The following is a 19,853-nucleotide window of genomic DNA, read 5'->3' as shown; positions in this document are numbered from 1 at the left end:
TACTTATGAAAAAAGTATTCAGGACTATATTGCTGATCGCACTGATAATTGCCGGAGTGGTGGCCGGGTATCGGGGAATTGGAAGAAGTACTGTATCCATGGATTCGCTTCTGACCTTCTGTACGGCACAGAACGGAGGAACCGTTGCTGCATGGAATGATGGAAACAGTACCGTCATCGCCAGACTGAAGCAAAATGGAACAATTAACGGGCATTTAAAATTCCGCACGGAACGCAAAGATGCCATGTATCAGATTCTGGGAGTAACCGCCGGGGAAAAATATGTCTACGTCCTGCGGGATAAAGTTGACCGGTATGACGGAACGGTTCTGGGACAGGAGCTGATGGTCATCGATTTCGACCGTCTGTACGGACGGCAGAGAAAGATTTTTTCACTGGATAATGAAGACGGAATCCGTTATGGATGGGTCAATGCATCCGGCAGTACCATCACCGTTATCGGAACCGATGAAAAAGAAACCAAAGCGATTAGAAAAAATTATGAATTTGGTTCCGTGCTGGAAGATACCCTGTCACTGAAAAACGAAAGAACCTATCCCATGAGAACGGGAGAAGGGATTTATAAAGCGATTGGAAACGGCACAAACCTGGTCTATATTTCCGATTCCGGTAAGATCTACTGTGCCAGCGAGGAACGGGTATATGAAGTGTATCCGGCCCGGACGGTGGACACGCTTATGTATCCTTCCTTCATCTCCTATGCGGAAAGCGGTTATGTCTATTTTGGAGAGTATGAGACCGGAAATATCATAAGGCTCAATCTGGAGGATGGATCGGAGGAAACCGTGTTAAGCGGCAGCAGTCCTTTTGGCGGTTCCAATCTGTACACACCGGGAGATGTAGTGCTCATGTCCATGTCGGGACTTAACACCTTTACTGCACTGGTGAAGAGTGGGCAGGATGACGGATTTCATTTTCTGGTCTGCCAGGATGGAAACGGCCATGTGATCAGCGCTTTCCGGTATGGTATTCCGGCCATGATCCTGGAAATCCTCCGCCAGTGGGCAGTCTATGCGGCAGTAATTCTGGTGATCTTTGGGTTTGCGGTGGTTTTCACAAGCGCTATCCGGGGCGGACATACCATTATGGAACGGCTGTTAAGTGCGACGATCCCGCTTCTCTTCATCACCATGGCGCTGTTTGGAGCAGTTTCCTTCCAGTATTACAAGGGCGCTATTGATGAGAACTTTGTAAAACAGACCGTTGACGAGGGCAACATGCTGGCGGCTCTGTTCGGACAGGAGTCCTTTAACGAGATTGAATATCCTTACGATTATTCAGGGGAAGCTTATTCCTATTTGAGCCAGCAGCTGGCAACCCGTGAACTCTATACCAGAGTGATTTACTATGAAAACGGAGATTTATATATTGGTGTTGACAAAAACAGCCCATGTTTTTATCCCTGTGAGATTCTGATGAATCTTCCGGCGGAACAGCTCTACCGGAGAGCGGCGTTGACCGGAGAATCGGTTACGGGAACCATTCATGATCCGCTGGGAGAGCGTATGGTATGTATTACCCCGGTGGGAGGACTTTCCGGTGAGACCGTCTACCTGCTGGAAACAGGTATCTATGCTGCCAACATTGCGGCTTATACCGCCACCTACATTAAAGATTTCACTATAGTGAGTGTGGCATTTTTGCTGATTGTCATGGTGCTCATGATGCTGCTGTTCTATCAGATTCTGTTCCCGTTAGGAGAGATGAAGCGGGAAATGCAGCTTTTTGCAGATGGAGACCGGAGCATTCGGATTACCAGTACATCGGAGGATGAACTGACAGGAATTGCACAGGTATTTAATAAGATGGCAGATGATATTGACGTACAGATTCTCAATCTGGAGCGTATGAGTGAAACTTATTACCGGTTCGTACCGCCCAGTATCATCGGTCTTCTTGGAAAAGATAATTTGGGATCTCTGACCCTCGGAAGCAATGTCAAAGGCAATTTCGCCGTGCTGAATGTACGGCTTTACCTGGAAGACTCCCTTCCGTTGAATCAGACAGAGGCTCTTATGAACCGGTTCTTCAATACAGTCAACCGGTTTGCCCAGCAGAATAATATTATTTCCATTGTGGATGATGCCAACCTGCAGAGCATGATGCTGGTGTGCCAGAACGGAGCGGATTCCGCTGCAGTAACCGCGCTGACAATCCTGGCAAGGATGGACGCGGATAATCGCCTCTATGGACCGGAAGAACAGTTGAACGTTGTCTTTGTCATGGATCAGACGGAAGTATATTTTGGTATCTGTGGAGATGAGGAACGGTATATCCCGGCAGTGATTGCACCGGAATTTGAGCAGCTGTTAAGCAATGGAAAATTCTTACGGAGCATGGGAAGCCGTCTGCTCATTACGAAAGCAGCCTATGAGCGAATGGCAAACAAAGATTCCTATGCAGGCCGTTATATTGGACGTCTGGAAGACGGCAGTCTGGTAACAGGACTTTATGATATTTATGACGACAGAAGCGGAGAAGAGATCCGGCTGGTAAAACAGACACAGCACGCCTTTGACAAGGCCATGGAACTCTACGAAAAAGGCTTCTATTACGAGGCAAAGAACCTGCTTGCCTGTGTCTTGAGGGAAAATCCAAAAGATATGGCAGCGAAGTATTACATTTTCCGATGCGAGGATTTGCAGAAGAAAAACTAAGTAACCGGATGGAGGAGAAGGCAGAATGGGAAATCTAATTATGCAGATATTCCGCGGCATGAAAGGATCTTATGCTTTTCAGCTTCTCGGAAAGGCGTTCTTGAGACTGCGTACGGCAGTTATGAATCCCTTCCAGAGAGTGGTTCGCCGGGTACAGCAGATTTTCAATGTCAATATTATTACCTCCAGACTGGTAGCACCGATCAATGCCAAGGTGCGGAAGATCTTAAACGGGGAGGCAAAATCCCCGGAAGATTACTTTACCGTCGGACGGTTCTGGATCTCCAAGATGCTGGTCTACTTTCTGATACTGGCAGGATGCGCGGCAGTCTTTATCTACTTCAACTGGATTGCAGCGCCGGTATCTGATACCACTGCTACTTCAAACCTTATCACTACCGTCTATTATGACTATGATGATATGGATTTAGGAGATTATACAGGAAAAGCAAACATTCGGGCAGCCAATGGGGAAGTGGTCTATACAGGAGACATCAAAGCTGGTGTGTGCAGTGGAAGTGGAACTTTATGGAACCAGGACGGACTGAAAATTTATGAAGGTTCTTTTGAAAACAATAAATTCAGTGGAACCGGAACTTTATATAACGCAGACGGCAATCCGCAGTATACCGGAAAATTCGCAGACAATCAGTTTTCCGGTGACGGCATCCTGTATTATCCGGATAAAACCGTGCAGTATGAAGGCACTTTTGAAAACGGAGCCTTTAACGGGGAAGGGGTACTCTACAATGAACAAGGCATCATGATCTATGAAGGAAACTTCCAGAGCGGTGCCTACCATGGACAGGGAACCAGCTATTACGATTCCGGCATTAAGAAATACGAGGGAGAGTTCTATATGGGCCGGGAGCAGGGAAAAGGCATTCGGTATGCTTCTTCCGGAAGAGAACTCTTCGAAGGACAGTTTGCCAGGGATCATATTCAGTATGAATCTCTTCTGGGTCTCTCGCTGGAAGATGCGGAAGTGATGTTGAAAGAGACACCCATTGTCTATTACAGCGAGGGAGAGACCAGTTTTCTCTATGAGAAAAATAAAGTGATTTTGAGAGCAGACTGCCTGGTGGAGTTAAAGCTCTCCGGTACAGATTCCGCAGAAGGAACCGGATGGTATCTTCCGGATGAAGACGGGGAGACGCTGGCGGAGACAGAAGAAAGTAAGCTGGATGAGACGGATACTGCTGCCGGGACCACTGAAGGAACCACTTCAGAAACAGGGAGCACCGCCACAGAAAAGAAAACGAAAGAACAGGAACTTATGGAGAGCCTTCCGGCAGGTAACCGCTATTACGCATACTATTATCTAAGCGATGAGGAATGGCAGCCGGAAAGCACTCTGGATAAAAGCAAAATTACAATTACCGCAGTGACTACTTATGACAACGATCTGGATTTAAAGTTTCTGGAAGGATATGAGATGACGCCGGAGAACGGCGCTACCAATCTGCAGGAATGCGTTGCCATTGAGAGGGTACGATTCACCGTTCCAACAGCATTCAGCAGTATCAGCTATGAATTGGTGACAAGAAACAGCAGCCACGTGGAAGTGGGCGGCATCAATCTGGCGGAAGCCATCTATGAAGAAGTATACGAAGCGGACAATATCCGATACCGGTTATGTTATCAGATGAGTGAACCGGATCAGCTGATGTTCCTTACCGTAGAAAATGAATAAGGGAGGAGGGGAAAGACATGGCAGATTTTTCAATCATTTCGGACGTAAGTAATGAGGTCCTGAAGCTTTTGCGGGAAAATATCTGTCCGGAGCTGATCCAGTCGCCGGAATCCATTGCCCTTGCGGCACCGACAGACAAGAATGCAGATTTTCAGCTGGGACTGTATCTCTATGATATTCAGGAATTGCGGGAATATCAGAATCTGGATATGATCAGACTCCGCGGCAATCAGGCCCAGTATCCGCCGAAGCCTCTGAATCTGTTTTTCGCATTGTACATGAATACCAAATCCCAGATGATGTCCAATGTGGAAAATGAGCAGCGAATTCTTGGACGGGCCATGCAGGTTCTGATGGATCATGCGATTCTCTATGAGACCGCAGAAAATGATGAAACCAGCGCATCCATTACATTGCTGCCGATGAGTTATGAAGAAAAGACGAAGATATGGTCGGTGTTATCCATTCCATATCAGCTGGGAATCTATTTCAGCGTGGCTCCGGTGCTTCTGTCATCCAGAAGAATCCGCAGCTTCAAGCGTGTGGTAGCAGCCGAATTCGATGTTTCCCAGAGACAGCGGTAACAGGAGGCCCATATGATTCAGATGAGAATGGCATTTGCCCTGCGGCTGGTGGATGATTTTACCGGACAGTGTATCCGGAAAAAAGGTTTTTTGTTTTCCGTGGAAGGCAGAGTAATCCATCCGGTAGAAAAAGACGAAGGATTGTATCTTTTTATGGAACCACAGGAATCGGTGACAAGAGTACGGATAGAAAGTACGGATTATCACTCCTGCAGTGTTCTGATAGAAAAAAAACAGCTGAATCCGGACGAACCTGTTGCAGATGTAAGACTTTATGGAAAGCCGGGCAGGGGACATCCATATCCCCATGAATATCTGACCGGAAAGATAGAAAGCAGTAGAACTGCATTTCCGGCAGAAGTGTATGCGGCGAGAACCAGACCGACGGGTCTTATATTCCGGGAATACAGGAAGGGGCCGGACGGGGAATGGATCTTTTTCCAGGGATTTACAAAGGAAAATCTTATCGGAAAGCCTTTTATGGCAGGAAGCGGAAGCGAGACAGCAAGATTTATTCCCATGGAAAAAAGAGGAATTAATGAATACCGGATCGAGCCGGTGGGAACATTTCCGGCGAAATTAAAAGAAGGAGCTCCGATAACCAGAATATACCGGTCCGTCACAGACGGGGCAGGAGCCTATGCGATTCCCGTAGATCCGGGGGAAGAGCAGTTAATTGAGGAAGTAATGGTACTTCATATATAAAAACCATCATAGGTGAAAGGAGGTCGAACGTGTCTTTGATCGTAACATCGGGAGCGCAGCTGATGTGCAGTTTCGGAATGGCGCCATCTGTACTGAATGTACTTCCGGCAAGTAAGGTCCAATGCAGTAACATGCCGCCTGCATGCATCACGGACAATCAACCGATGGTCAATATCATGCCTTTTGGAATGTGCACTTCCATGGCAAATCCGCAGGTGGCAGCGGCAACAGCGGCGGCGCTTGGAGTCTTAACCCCAATGCCCTGTGTGCCGGTGACAGCAGCCCCCTGGGCACCGGGGTCTCCGACCGTATTGGTGGGAGGAAAACCAGCAGTAAATAACACGTGCAAATGCATGTGTAACTGGGGCGGGGTAATACAAATTGTAAATCCCGGACCCGCCACGACAACTATGGTGCCATAGGTCGTGAAACATAGATTACATTGAAAGGAGGACAGGTACGAGGCAAAAGGGCCTCGGACCAGACAAAAGAATGGCAGAATATTTATCCCCAGGAGTATATGTAGAGGAATTTGAATCAGGAATGAGACCTATGGAGGGTGTCAGCACCAGCACGGCAGGTTTTGTCGGAATGGCTGAGAAAGGAAAAGTAATCGGAACTCCGGAATTTGTATCAAGCTTTGCTGATTTCAACCGGAAATTCGGAGGCTATCTGCCGGAGAGTACCTACGGAGAATACCGTTATCTGGCATATGCAGTAGAGCAGTTCTTTGCAAACGGCGGTTCCAGATGCTATGTTATGCGTACCGCAGCAGCAGATGCAGCTATCGCAGCCGTATCCGCAGGCGGTATCACCATCAAAGCAAAGAATCCTGGAAAATGGGGCAATGAGATCAAAGTAACTGCAGTGGCAGCTACCAAAGGCAAGACCGCTGTTCTTGAGGCAACCGGTGAGGACCCGGCAGCAAAGGTTTATACTGTAGCAAATGGTTCTATTTTCGCAGAGGGCGATACGGTTGTAATCCGCAATAATGGCAAGGCAGTTGGTTATAACAAGATTGCCATGGTACAGGGAAATACCATTACTCTGGCACTGCCGGTAAAAGAAGACCTGGTGGACAAGTCCCCGGTTCCAAGAAAGGTTCTTTCTACCTGTGAGATGAACATGGAAGTGTCTTACAGAGATCAGGTAGAGATCTATGAGGGCGTTTCTCTGAATGCAGATGCTGCTTCCTTCATCAGCAAAGTGCTTTCCAAATCCGATCTGGTAGATGTATCTGCAGAGGAGATCAAAGAGGCCATCAATCCGCTGTCTGTATTTGGCGCAGCAGCAGATGCTGACAAAGCAATCGTCTTCCTGGCAGGTGGAAGTGACGGCGGCAAGAAAGCGATCACGGATGATGTATTCCTCGGCGTGGACGGAGGTCCTGGAAAGAGAACCGGTCTTGCAGCCTTCAAAGAGCTTAATAATGTAAGTATTATGGCAATTCCTGGTGTGACCAGTCCGGCGGTTCAGCTGGCACTGACTGCACACTGCGCAAATACCGGTGCATCCTTCGCAGTACTGGATGTTCCGCAGAATCTGACCAAACCTCAGGATGTATTGGCTCATAAAGAGAAGATTGATTCTGATTATGCAGCAATGTATCATCCGTGGATTCAGATCTACGACGTGCTTAACAAGAGACCGGCTTACATTCCGCCTTCAGGAGCTGTATGCGGTATCTATGCAAGAAGTGATGTGGAGAGAGGCGTTCACAAAGCTCCGGCAAACGAAGTAGTTTATAACTGCATTGGACTTTCCTGCCTGTACAACAAGGCTGAGCAGGATATCCTGAATCCGGCAGGTGTGAACCTGATCAGAGCACTTCCGGGACAGGGCATCCGTGTATGGGGCGCAAGAACCTGCTCCAGCAACAGTCTCTGGAAATATGTCAACGTTCGCCGTCTCTTCATCTACCTGGAGGAGAGCATCAAATCCCAGACCAACTGGGCTGTATTTGAGCCGAACGATGAGATGCTGTGGGCAAGAGTGGGAAGAACCATCCGTGCATTCCTGCGTGATATGTGGAGAAGCGGTGCTTTGGTTGGAACTACCGAAGACCAGGCATTCTTCGTAAATATCGGAAGAGATACGATGTCCCAGAGTGATATTCTGAATGGCCGTCTGATCTGCGAGATCGGAGTAGCTCCGAGCCGCCCGGCTGAGTTCGTCATCTTCAGAATCACCCAGTTCATGGAAGAGTCATAAGGAAGGCATAAAAGAAAGATAAAGGAGGATTAAACACGTGGCATATCCGTTTAAAAAATATAATTATAAGGTCGAGATCGATGGAATTACCGAGGCAAGTTTTTCAGAAGTAAGCGGTTTCGACGCAAGTATTGATGTTATTGAATACCGTACCGGTGATGAAGGTGTGAACTGGTCCCGCAAAATGAACGGTCTGACCAAATTCGGTAATGTAACGCTGAAATGGGGCATGACCAGTTCCTTAAGCTTCTATGACTGGGTAACCTCTATCTCCCAGGGAACGTCTCTCGGAGAGGATCACAACAAGAATGTGACCATTACCCTGTTTGATGATGACGGATCCACCGCACTGGCAGTATGGAATCTGACCAATGCATGGCCAAGCAAATATACCGCTCCGGATTTCAATGCAAGCTCCAGTGAGATCGCATTTGAGAGTGTGGAACTGGTATATGAATCTATGACAAGAGAGAGCTAAATTCTTTCACTTATTGGGATGTCCGGGAGAAGGAGTCTTCTCCCGGGAACTTCCCTGACAGGATTCGGAATTTGATAAAAGGGGAGAAACACGATGGAACTGATTACAGAATTTGAATTTGAACTTCCGAGAGGATATGTGGATGAGAATGGGGAAGTCCATAAGAAAGGCGTCATGAGATTGGCAACGGCAGCCGATGAGATTCTGCCGCTTCGCGATCCGCGGGTGGTCAGCAATCCGGCATATCTGACGATCATTCTTCTTTCCAGAGTGGTCACTTCCTTAGGAACATTGACCAACATCCGGCCGACCACCATTGAAAAACTGTTTTCCGCAGACCTTGCATTTTTGCAGAATATGTATCAGACCATCAATTCCATGGATGATCTCATGGAAACCTGTGTCTGCCCGGCCTGTGGGGAAAAATACAAAAAACCTATAAATTTTACGAGGGCGGAATAACCGTCTATCCGGAGGATGAGCTATATAAGGAAGTGTCTTTTGTGGCTTATTATTTCCACTGGAGTTTTGAGTCTGTGATGCAGATGGATCATAAGACGAGGCGGCGGTTCTGCGCGGAAATATCAGAAATTCATAAGAAAATCAGCGGGAAACCGAAGAATATATTTGAATTATAAGAGAAAGGGGAGAACAAAATGGCAGACAGATCAAAAGAATTGTACCGGAGAGGCTACAATTTTGTTGTTGAGCTGGAAAAGAAACGGATCCCCTTTCAGAAGGTATCGGGACTTTCAGCGGAAGGAAATTTTGAAGCGTTGAGAGAAGGGGGAAGAAACACAGTTGTGTATTCCCTGAATAACCAAAACACTGCGGAACGGACGATTACATTGGAGAGAGGACTTTTCTCGGATGAGAAGGAGTTCACGATCTATGAGCCGGGATACCGGTTTCGCGGAGAAGTGATGATTGGGGTGTTAGGATCAGATCAGTCACTGGTCAAATCCTATTATCTGAGAGGCTGCTATGTCAGGAGAATTTCTGTCAGTGAATTAAATGCAGAAAACAGCAGTCTGATGCTTGGAACGATAGAGATGGGGTATCTTACACTGGAAGAGGCATAGGAAATGAATAATCAGTTTCAGGATTTTTCCAACCGAATGATTGCAAAACATAAAGGCTTCGGACAGACCTTTGACAGTGCGCCCATGGTATTTCCGGAACAGGAGTCTGCAGGGGAGACCGGAGGCACCTCCATTGAAAATCATTATATTAAAAATCTCTATCAGATTCAGAATTTGACAGAGGAAAATCATTTATACCATCAGAATCTCCGGTTTGTTACCAATATCCTGGAAAAAAAACTGGAGCAGAGAGTAGTTCCGTCCGTAGAAAAACTGGTGGAGCGGACGATACAGGAAGAGCTGCCTGGAGTAGAGAAGCAGATCGTTCATGAAATGGCAGAACGGCTGCACACACTGGTAAAAGAAGGCGGTGTAAAGGAACTTACCATGCTGCGGGAGCAGCTGTACAAAGAGACGGAGAGGCAAAAAGAGCAGCTGTACAGAGAGACGGAGAGACAAAAAGAACAGCTGTACAGAGAGACGGAGAGACAGGAAAAACTGCTGCACAAAGAGACAGAAGTGCGGACAGAAAAGCTTGCAGGAAAACTGGGGAGAGAACTCCGGATTACTGAAAAGCTGAATAAAACAGAACATGAAATTCAGACGGAGGAGAGAAAACTCAGCGTCGAACAGAACAGACATACGGAGACTACGAATCTGACGGAGCAGGAAATTCTGCTTCGGAAAATTGAAAATATATATTACAGCAGTACACAAAACCATTTTTATGGGAATGCTGAGCAGGGCGGTGAACAGACAGAAAACAGTCCGGAAAGAACTAAGGTGTGGACGCGGGAACTGCAGACGCAGGCGTTACAGACACCGGCATTACAGACACCGACATTGGAAGCTCAGAAGGCTCCCCAGAAGTCGTTTGATTTCCTGCATCTGGAATATGGCGTACAGGACCCGGCGGAGGAGACTGCAAATACCCAGGCTCAGAGCAAGCCGGATACGCCGGAATTCCTGAAACAGCAGGAACGCGTGTTGGAACAGCAGAGGGAGATGATTGCGAGGCAGTTCAGAAGCCTGACACAGCAGGCGGAAGGAGCGGTTGTCGCCAGAAACAAAGAGCAACAGGAACGTCTGCTCCTGCAGCAGACAGTATCAGCAATACAAAATAAGCCACAATTACAGAGTACAACAGTATTACAGAATATAGAGCCGTCACAAGCTGCAGCCCCGTTACAAAATGTAGAATCGTCACAGGATGCAGTCTCTTTACAAAATGTAGAGCCGTCGCAATCGGAAGCAAGAAAGCCGGACATTTATGATAAAACACTGACGGTTCCGGAACATCGGAGCAGATCCATATTCCGGGTGGAAGATCTGAAGCGGCATCAGCCTGATCGTACATTTCAGGAAGCGGAACTTCTGTACAGTTTCGAGCAGACATCTGATGAGCACTGGAATGAGATCCGGCAGGAGATTGTGAAGGAACTTCGGGAGGATAAGAACCGGGAGGCCGAAAAGCCATCAGAAGAACCATCCGTTCATCAGCCAACAAGCACGTCAGTTCCGAGAGCAAGAGAGCTGGCAGATCAGATTTTCCGGCAGGCCGGGGAGAACATTCGGCTACAGACTGGCGGAACAGTTACGATCCATCCGGCAGCACTGGAATATCTGGAACAGGTGCTGGATACGCAGAGTGGACAGAGTAAACAGGCAGTGCAGCCAGTCGGGAAGCAATTACAATTAACGGACAGGAAGTCATCAGATGAGAATACCGTAATTCATAGGGTAGAACGGATATTGGATGCTTACCGTGTGCGTCAGGAACCGGTGAAAGCAGCAGCACGGTCAACGAAGCCAAAGACGATGATGACACAGGCACCGGCAGGTGTCAGGTCCGGAGAACCGGGAACCATGATGGCACAGCAGACCCCGGGACAGTCAGGAACCGTGATGGTACAGCAGACCCCGGGACAGTCAAGAACCATGATGGTGCAGCAGATACCGGGACAGCCAGGAACCATGATGGTGCAGCAGATACCGGGGCAGTCAGAAACCGTGATGGTGCAGCAGATACCGGGACAGCCAGGAACCATGATGGTGCAGCAGATACCGGAACAGTCAGAAACCGTGATGGTGCAGCAGATACCGGGACAATCAGAAACTGTGATGATACAGCAGACAATGGCAGGACAGTCTGGTCAGCCGGGGGCCGTGAGGTCGCAGCCGCAGATGACCAGTCGTCCGGGAACAGAGATGCTCCGGATAAAAAGCCAGATGCCGCAGGCCATCAGACTGATACAGGTACCGGAAATATCTGTGGGAGAAGTAAAGGCTGCCATGGAGCAGGCACCGATGATTTATCCGGAAGAAGTCTCTCCACAGGAGCAGGCAGAACAGAACCAGAATCTGCAGAAACAGATCCATGAGATCACCCAGGATATTAAAGAAGTAAAGAAAACGACGGTTGTCCGTCAGGAAACTCTGACGGAACAGCAAAAAGAAGTGGTTCGGGAAGTCATCCGACAGGCACCGGAGACGGTGAAGGAGAAAGACGTTTCTACTTTGATCCGCAGACAGGTACAGCGGGAAGTAGAGACCCAGGTGGATGCAAGCCTCGGGCAGATGACCAACCGGGTATATCGAAGAATCGAAGAAAAACTAAGAACAGAACGGGGAAGGAGGGGATTACTCTAAATGAGTTCCATTGATACCAGACAGAAATTAATCTACGGAGACGGAGCGCTTCAGAAAGCCTCTCTCACCTATAAGAACGCACAGACCGGCCGGGAAGTGACACTTCCAGTGCAGTTTAATCCTACGGAATATTCCATCAGCCGGGGTCTGAGATTTAAAAATAATGCCGGACATGGGGAAGAATCCCATCCGGAAAACACACAGGCGGCAGACAGTGAACTGGCGAATTTGAGAGTCAGCCTGATTCTGGATACCTCTACCTATATGCCAGAGTATCAGGTGCCAAAGGGCCTGAGCAAATATCTGAATGATGACAAAGAACTGACGAAAATCTGCCAGGACATTTCTCTGATTATGAAAATGAACGCGGAAAATCACGAGCAGAGCCTGGTGACATTTTCCTGGGGCAGCATGGCATTTTATGGACACATTACTTCCTTAAGCATCAGCTATCAGATGTTTAACCTGAACGGTATGCCGGTTCGGGCAAAGTTAGACATGGAGATCGAGGGAGAGGATAAGAGCATCCTCAATGTAATCGGAGCGAATCCCCACGAATCTCCGGACCGTACCAAATATCGAAGACTGAATCAGCGGGAAGAACTTTGGATGCTGGCAGATGCCGAGTATCATGATGTTTCCTGCTGGAAAGAGATTGCCAGGGAGAATGGGATTTTAAATCCCAGGAAGATTGATTACACAAAGAGATTAAAAGTTCCGGCGTTATAGTACCGGACAGAAAAAGCGGAAGGAGGGAGCAGCATGGATCTGATGAAAGGGAGCACAAACTTTCGTGCACTGAGCAGGAAATATGATGAATTCCGTGCCCCTTCCGCTGAGATCACCGTCGGAGGAACGAAGCTGGCAGCAGGAGCCAATGCCAATATACGGGATGTGGAGCTGGAACTGACCAGTGGTTATGAAGCATCTGGATGTGTCTTTTATATCGACGGTGCGTATGACGAAGAAAAGACGGATTTTAAAAAATTTGTAAAAAAGATTCAGATTGGCGAGGATGTGGAAGTAGCCATGGGATATGTCCGGAAGGAATCTCTTTTTAAAGGCTACATCAGCCAGGTGGAATACCAGTATGGTATGGAAGAAGGGGCTTACCGTGTGCGGGTGGAATGCATGGATGCCAAAGGCCTTCTCATGAAAAACCGCAGAATGGAATTTTTTACGCAGAAAAGTGCAGATGCCGTGGTAAAGGCAATCTTAAGTGAGCAGCCAGTGAGCAGCTATCTGTCAGGAAAAGAGATTGATACCTGCCCGGAGGAGGAAGTTCCTTTAAGAAGCCATATGATGACGGATTATGAATTGATCACAGAACAGGCAAACAAACAGGGATATGAATTTTTTATTCTTCAGGGAAAAGCTTATTTCCGGAAACGGCAGAAAGTAACGTCCTCTATTATGAAATTGTCCCCTCTGCAGGGAATCCTGAAGGCGAGGTTGTCCTTTTCCGGACAGCAGCTGGTGAAGAAAATCGAGATCCGTTCCATTGATGAGAACAGTGGCAAACAGATAAAAGGAGAGGCATCCATTCAGGGTTCCTTTGGCAGTGGTTCAAAGAAGATGATGGGTAATTCCAGGCAGGTATTTTATGAGCCGGGTGTCAAAGACGCTTCAGAAGCAGCAAAGAGGGCAAAGGCCCGGATGGAGGAGATCTGCCAGCAGTTCGGAGAACTGGAATGTGAATGTGTCGGCATTCCGGAACTGGCACCGGGACGTTTTGTGGAAGTAGAAGAACTTTCTTCCCAGGCAGACCGGAAATATTATATTACCTATGTACGGCATGTGCTGGACGAGGACGGATACCGGACTTATCTGAAAGCGGGGGTGAATAGCCTGTGAATTCCATTACGGATCTGTTACACAGTGAGAATGAATATTACGACAATCAGAAGGTGCCCGGTTTTGTACAGGGCATCGTAGTCGAGAATAATAATGCTGATTTTAAAGGCATGGTAAAAGTAGAATTTACCGTCTGGGAGACCGGAAAAAATATGTGCGAGTGGGTGCGTCTTCTGTCTCCCTATGCGGGAAAAGATTATGGTACTTATCTGGTGCCGGAAATCGACGAGATGGTGTTGGTTGGATTTATCGGCGGAAGCCTGAAGCGGCCGTTTTTGCTAGGAAGTCTGTATCCCAGCGGAGCTTCTGTGGTGTCGGAGAATTTTGATCAGAAGAATCTGAAAAAACATCTGAAGACCAAGGGCGGCATGGATCTTCTGATTCAGGAGGAAGACGGAAAGCAGAGTATCACGCTGACGACTCCAAAAGGAAGCGTCATTGCAGTGGATGACAGTACGGAAAGCTGTAAGATCTCTGACAAAGACGGAAAGAACATGCTGAGCATGGATTATAAAAATGGAAAGATTACCATTCAGTCGGAGAAAAATATTTCTCTGAAGGCAGGAAGCGCGGAACTGACCATGGATGGAAATGCAGGAGCGGTCAGCCTGAAAGCAAAAAAAGTGACAGTGACGGCGGATAATGAGATTGGACTGAAAGCAAATTCTGCATTAAAGGCAGAAGGTGCGCAGATCGATGTGAAGGGTCAGGCCAAGATCAATCTCCAGGCTTCCGGTCCGGTAGCCGTTAAGGGAGCCGTGGTTCAGATTAACTAAAGGAGCGAGAAGAGATGGACAGTTCGAGAGCATTTTTAGGAAAAGGATTTGCATTTCCTCCGGAGGTGGATCCGGTGACCGGACATTTCCGCATGGCGGAGGGGGAAGAAGATATCCGCCAGGCCATCTATATTATTCTGATGACAAGGCTGAAGGAGCGGGCAATGCTGCCGGAATTCGGATGCAATCTGCAGGAATATATTTTTGATCTCCCGGATACCGCCTTTGAGTCAAGACTGATCCGGGAAGTGGAGGATGCCCTGACAAGACATGAGCCAAGAATCCGGCAGGTGGAAGTAACGGTGGATAAAAAAGATCTGCCGCGGGGAACTATTTATCTGAATATCAGCTACTATGTACGGGCGACCAATAATCCGAATAACCTGGTATTTCCTTATTATCTGGAAGAGGGAATCGGTGAACTTTAGGAAAGGGGCATAAGAGCATGAGTGACAATCAAACTTATGAAAAACTGCAGAAACTGATGCATTCTTATGTGCCGGAATTTGCATATGAGCATGGGGCATCTGACCCGGGCTGCGTGCTGACCGATCTGTGCGGGACCATGATGGAGGAGAGCAGGGAGCGCTATGGAAAAGTCATTCCCAGACACCGGATTCAGTATTTGAACTTGTTTGAACATTTGTTAAAAGAGCCGGTCAGTGCATCAAGAGCCTATGTGCAGTTCCGACCGGTCAGCGGATATGAAGGAAAAGTAGCGATTCCTGCAGGTACGCAGGTACTGTCTCCTTCTTCGGAAGCAGGAGATATTGTATTTCAGACAGAGCATGGAATGACTATTTCCGATACTGCCCCGGAGCTTATCGTAGTAACGGATCGGGATCAGGATCGGATTATTAAGAGAAACTATTCAGAACAGAATCCAACCAGTTTTCGTGCTTTCGGAACGGAAGGGGTAAACTGTACGGTTCATCAGCTGTATCTGTGTTTTGAAAATCTCTTTGACTGGATGAGCGGTCTTGACCTTTTTCTTCAGGTTCAGGCGGGAGGAGAAGAAGATCAGGACAAGCTTCTGAAATTTCTGACGGGAGACCAGGTACGCTGGTCCATGTTGGAAACAGATGGAGAAGAGCGTACTTTCACTACAGTCGAAGAAACGGATGGAAGGATTCATCTGCTTTTGCCGGATTATCAGCCGCAGAAAGCAATGGTCGGCCAGAAAGAAGGGTATTACCTGGTACTCACCTGCCTTGAAGGGATACAGGATCTTTATATTCGTTCTCTTTCCCTTACATTTGCCGGGGAAAATAAAGTACCGGAAGAAGTATATCTGAATGGAAATGAGGAACCGGCAGGGAATTTTCTCCCATTTGGAAAACCGCTGGGACTTTATAATGAGTGCTCTATAGACGACAAGGAAGTACTGAGCAGACGTGGAGCAAAAGTGAGCATGTCGTTTTTGCTCAATTATCGGATTCACGAAGAAAAGCTGGAACTTCCGGAGATGGAACTGGAATATAAGGCAATCATGAAAAAGCCGCGTGAGCAGCTGAATGTGCGTCCGGCTGAAGTGCTGGCAGACTATGTGTGCTGGGAATATTTAAGCGAGACCGGATGGAAACGGCTTTTGAAGGACGAACGGACCGGTACTATGTTTAATGGTTCCGTGGAAGGACCAATGACGATGGAATTCATCTGTCCGGAAGATATGGCAGAGTACGATCCGGAGCGGAGGAGCGGAAGAATCCGTCTTCGTCTTCTGCAGGCAGAAAATATTTACAGGATGCCGGCAATCTATAAATGCCCGGTGATGGCAGGGCTGAGTTTTTCCTATACCTATGAGCAGGAAATGCAGCTTCCTGTCTGGGCCATGACCCGGAACAATTTTGAAGAAAAAAATATTACGGAAGATCTAAGAAGCCAGGGTGTGGTCAATCTGTTCTATGAGACCGAGCATCGAAGAAGGACCATGTATCTGGGATTTTCCGGTTCGGTGGCAGGAACTCCCCTCAGTCTTTATTTCGATATTGAGAATTATGGTGATCGTCCGATTTCCTTTCAGGTGGAATATCTGTCATCCCGGGGATTTCAGCCGGTGAAGACAGCCGATTATACCGATGGATTTTCCGGTTCGGGCAATCTGCTTCTGATGATACCAGATGATATACAAAAAACAACAAAATTTGGATATGAAGGATATTTTCTCCGATTTATCAACTATAACCGGGAAAATCCGGAACATGCCCTTCCTGTGATTCATGGCATCTATCCGAATATGGCGCGGGTGGCGAATGTAAACACTGTGACAGAGGAGTTTTATCTGGAAGATGAGGAAGCAGCGGTGCATATTCAGCTGTCCCAGCAGAATCTTCTGAAAGCGGAAGTCTTTGTTCGTGAACAGACAGAAGAAGGAGAAGAATGGATCCCCTGGAGACAGAGTAGCCGCTCGGTGGAAAATGGAAGAACCTGTCAGCTTGATATGGCATCAGGAGAACTTTTCTTCCGAAAACATCAGTTTTCCGGTTTTCGTCTTGCAGAGGAAGGACCGCATATTCGGGTGCTGCACAGCAACTACAGCGGCAGCGTGGCCAATGTTCCGGCGGGAGCAATCACCATACCGGGAACCGCCATCCGGTATCTGTCCGAGGTAACAAATCCATTTCCGGCCTATGGCGGTTACGATGGATATACGGAAGAGACAGCCATGCGTCTGGTATCCGGCATGCTTCGTACCAGAAACAGGGCAGTTACCAGAAAGGATTTCGCAGAGCTGATTGCGCAGGAATCTTATGGAATCCGGAAAGTAAAATGCGTCAATCAGATGAATCAGATCACAATTGCGGTCCTGGTGGAGGAATATGAAAAGGGAGCCCATGTATTTTCCGGAATCAAGAAAGCAATCCGGGACCGGCTTCTGCGGGACAGCGCGCTGATGCCGTCTGGAAAGTCATTGACATTAATTCAGCCACATTTTATTCGGATGAATGTCAGGGTATGGCTTGAGAAGGATTCCATGGATCAGGCATACGACCTGCAGCAGCGCGCACTGGCGAAAATGACGGATTTTATTAATCCTTTAAAGGGTGGTGTGTCCGGACAGGGATGGGAGATCGGGGAACTTCCGAGGGCATCCCAGCTGACAGCGGTTCTGCGGACAGGACTTCCGGGCTGCAGCATCACCAGAATGGTGATCACGGCGCAGGTGAATGGCCAGGAGTATTCCGTAACAGATGAATTTTATGAGAACCTGAATGATCCGTTTGCCATGGCAGTAAACGGAGAACACATGGTATACATAGAGGTGAGCGGATGTTAAAGGTACCAAAGCTTGATGATTTGACATATGAGCAGATGATGCAGCGGGCTGTGAGCAGGATTCCCTCCATGACGGAGGAGTGGACAGATTTTAACCACCATGATCCGGGTATTACGGTGTTACAGATGTATGCCTGGCTCACAGACATGCTGGATTATTATATGAGTGCCACAGGAGATGTCCATGTGGAAAAATACCTGAAGCTTCTGGGAGTGGAGCCGAAGGAAGGATGCCCTGCAGGTGGTTATGTGGTTGTGGAAGGATTACCGGAAGGAACAGTACTGCCGGCAGGTACCAGATTTCTGGCTGGAACGATTCCCTATGAAACGATCCGGGATTATGAAGTGCGGGAAAACCGGTTTATCGCATTTTTCAATGAGGCAGATGGAATGCTTACGGATATGACTGCATTTGCAGGAAAGGACGGGGATTATGCGGAAGGATTTTCCGGGAAATTCAATAAGGAAGCAGCAGTCTGGTTCTGCTTTGAAAAACCGCTGCTTCAGGGGGATGGTCTTTATATCTGCGTGGAAGCGGATGAGCGGAGAAATCCTTTTGACGACTCCTTCCGGCTGTGCGACTTCATCTGGCAGATTTATACAGAGCAGGGCTGGGTGGAAGTAACCGTAAGGGATGAAACCTGCGGCTTTTTAAGAAGTGGATTTGTGCGTCCGGATATTCCGGCAAAGATGGAACAGTTCAGGGAACCGTTGTCAGGACGCTCTGGCTATATGCTCCGGGCAGTCTTAAAGGAGAACCATTATGACTGTTTTCCACGGATTGGTATGGTCTATGTGAACCCGCTGCAGGTAGTGCAGAAGGCGACCGTCTGCAAAGAGGGAGAGGTTCTGTCGGAACTGCGGATCGGTCAGACAGATGGCTGTGCGGGACAGACGTTGCTGTTTGACTATCCGGATGTATGGAATTTTTCCCTGCTGCTCATGGGAGAAGACGGGAACCCTGCCATCTGGAGACGGGTGAAATCGTTTGCAGGAACCGGGTATGCAGATCAGGTATTTGTCTACGAAGGAGATCGGCAGCAGATTCGTTTTGGTGACGGAATTCATGGAGTGGTGCCGCCTCAGAAACAGTCGGTCTATGTGACCGGGCTTTCCTGTTCTCTCTACGGAGCGGGAAATGTGCAGGCGGGGGAACTGAAGGAATTTGCAGGAACACCGGATGGATCCTGCAGAGTTTCCAATCCCATGCCTCTGACCGGCGGAAGAGAGCGGGAACAGTTAAAAGATATGATTTCGCGAATGGAAGAAAGTGTATTTGCACAGAGAAGGATGGCTTCGGAGGAAGATTATGAGACCATCATCGGGTCAACGCCTGGACTTTTGATTGAGCGGGTACACGTAATTCCGGGTACTGTCTATGAAAAACTGCATCGTCAGAACCGAGGATACAATGAAGTGGTTGCGGTGGTGAAAACATGGACGGATGAGAAAAGACCGGATTTAAGTGAAACCTATCAGAGGGCAATCCGGCAGTATATTGAGCCATACCGTCTGCTGAATACAAAGGTAAGCATTGTTCAGCCAGAATATGTGGGAATCGAAATCTATGGCAGAGTTGCACTGCAGTCTCTGTCTGAAAAAGAGAAAAACGATGTCTGCTCCTGGCTGAAAAAGCAGATTGCAGAAGCAGGAGGAGAGAAGAGGTTTGGGGCTGTTATTTCCAGTGGAAAACTGTTTGCGGGTTTGGAGATGCTTCCCGGTGTCGTCCGGGTGCAGGAACTGAATCTGGAACGTGTGGGCAGCGCAGCCGAAAAAGATGACAGAGGAGATATCTATTTGCAGGAAGACGCTCTTGCTTATCTGGAAAAAATAGAACTGGAATTTGTCTGAGATGACAAATAGAAAG

Annotated in this window: 17 protein-coding genes; all 17 read left to right on the top strand. The window is 47.9% G+C overall.

Annotation, left to right across the window (positions count from 1 at the left end; genetic code table 11):
• Positions 1 to 5 precede the first annotated feature (5 nt).
• The 17 genes from ACZMB2_RS00880 (at position 6) to ACZMB2_RS00800 (ending at position 19,837) form a co-directional block, all read left to right on the top strand.
• Complete coding sequence (locus tag ACZMB2_RS00880) at positions 6 to 2,678, top strand: HAMP domain-containing protein (protein WP_487595086.1); 2,673 nt, start codon at positions 6 to 8, stop codon at positions 2,676 to 2,678.
• A 25-nt stretch (positions 2,679 to 2,703) separates the two neighbouring features.
• Entirely contained in the window at positions 2,704 to 4,371 is a 1,668-nt protein-coding gene (locus tag ACZMB2_RS00875; protein WP_118769496.1) for an MORN repeat-containing protein, read from the top strand.
• Between the two features lie 17 nt (positions 4,372 to 4,388).
• The gene (locus ACZMB2_RS00870) at positions 4,389 to 4,955 is read left to right on the top strand and encodes a Pvc16 family protein (RefSeq protein WP_118769497.1); all 567 of its coding nucleotides are present in this window, start codon (positions 4,389 to 4,391) and stop codon (positions 4,953 to 4,955) included.
• 12 nt (positions 4,956 to 4,967) lie between these two features.
• Positions 4,968 to 5,660, top strand: a complete 693-nt coding sequence (locus ACZMB2_RS00865) for a hypothetical protein (RefSeq protein ID WP_118769498.1) — start codon at positions 4,968 to 4,970, stop codon at positions 5,658 to 5,660.
• 29 nt (positions 5,661 to 5,689) lie between these two features.
• Complete coding sequence (locus tag ACZMB2_RS00860) at positions 5,690 to 6,082, top strand: DUF4280 domain-containing protein (protein ID WP_118769499.1); 393 nt, start codon at positions 5,690 to 5,692, stop codon at positions 6,080 to 6,082.
• Between the two features lie 70 nt (positions 6,083 to 6,152).
• Complete coding sequence (locus tag ACZMB2_RS00855) at positions 6,153 to 7,871, top strand: phage tail sheath family protein (protein ID WP_308459054.1); 1,719 nt, start codon at positions 6,153 to 6,155, stop codon at positions 7,869 to 7,871.
• 37 nt (positions 7,872 to 7,908) lie between these two features.
• The gene (locus ACZMB2_RS00850; RefSeq protein ID WP_118769501.1) at positions 7,909 to 8,349 is read left to right on the top strand and encodes a phage tail protein; all 441 of its coding nucleotides are present in this window, start codon (positions 7,909 to 7,911) and stop codon (positions 8,347 to 8,349) included.
• Positions 8,350 to 8,442: 93 nt separating this feature from the next.
• On the top strand, positions 8,443 to 8,811 hold the full coding sequence (locus ACZMB2_RS00845) for a phage tail assembly protein (protein WP_118769502.1): 369 nt from the start codon (positions 8,443 to 8,445) through the stop codon (positions 8,809 to 8,811).
• 32 nt (positions 8,812 to 8,843) lie between these two features.
• Positions 8,844 to 8,987, top strand: coding sequence for a DUF6760 family protein (locus tag ACZMB2_RS00840; protein WP_487595085.1), 144 nt, complete (start codon positions 8,844 to 8,846; stop codon positions 8,985 to 8,987).
• A gap of 18 nt (positions 8,988 to 9,005) precedes the next feature.
• Entirely contained in the window at positions 9,006 to 9,431 is a 426-nt protein-coding gene (locus ACZMB2_RS00835; RefSeq protein WP_487595084.1) for a phage tail protein, read from the top strand.
• A gap of 3 nt (positions 9,432 to 9,434) precedes the next feature.
• Entirely contained in the window at positions 9,435 to 12,080 is a 2,646-nt protein-coding gene (locus ACZMB2_RS00830; RefSeq protein ID WP_487595083.1) for a hypothetical protein, read from the top strand.
• Complete coding sequence (locus ACZMB2_RS00825; RefSeq protein WP_308459051.1) at positions 12,081 to 12,809, top strand: CIS tube protein; 729 nt, start codon at positions 12,081 to 12,083, stop codon at positions 12,807 to 12,809.
• A gap of 33 nt (positions 12,810 to 12,842) precedes the next feature.
• Positions 12,843 to 13,934 carry a phage late control D family protein gene (locus tag ACZMB2_RS00820; protein WP_487595082.1) on the top strand — a complete coding sequence of 364 codons (1,092 nt, stop codon included), beginning with the start codon at positions 12,843 to 12,845 and terminating at the stop codon, positions 13,932 to 13,934.
• On the top strand, positions 13,931 to 14,710 hold the full coding sequence (locus tag ACZMB2_RS00815) for a phage baseplate assembly protein V (RefSeq protein WP_487595081.1): 780 nt from the start codon (positions 13,931 to 13,933) through the stop codon (positions 14,708 to 14,710). Before ACZMB2_RS00820 ends, ACZMB2_RS00815 begins: the two co-directional genes overlap by 4 nt.
• Positions 14,711 to 14,724: 14 nt before the next feature.
• Entirely contained in the window at positions 14,725 to 15,138 is a 414-nt protein-coding gene (locus ACZMB2_RS00810; protein ID WP_118769508.1) for a gp25 family contractile injection system sheath assembly initiator, read from the top strand.
• A 17-nt stretch (positions 15,139 to 15,155) separates the two neighbouring features.
• Positions 15,156 to 17,987 (top strand): baseplate J/gp47 family protein, encoded by a 2,832-nt coding sequence (locus ACZMB2_RS00805; protein ID WP_487595080.1) that lies wholly within the window; start codon positions 15,156 to 15,158, stop codon positions 17,985 to 17,987.
• On the top strand, positions 17,981 to 19,837 hold the full coding sequence (locus ACZMB2_RS00800; protein ID WP_487595079.1) for a baseplate J/gp47 family protein: 1,857 nt from the start codon (positions 17,981 to 17,983) through the stop codon (positions 19,835 to 19,837). Before ACZMB2_RS00805 ends, ACZMB2_RS00800 begins: the two co-directional genes overlap by 7 nt.
• The last annotated feature ends 16 nt before the right edge of the window (positions 19,838 to 19,853 follow it).

The organism is Hominiventricola sp. (genome assembly GCF_057604405.1).
The sequence above is the reverse complement of the archived record's forward strand: the minus strand, read 5'-3'. Positions and strand labels throughout refer to the sequence as shown.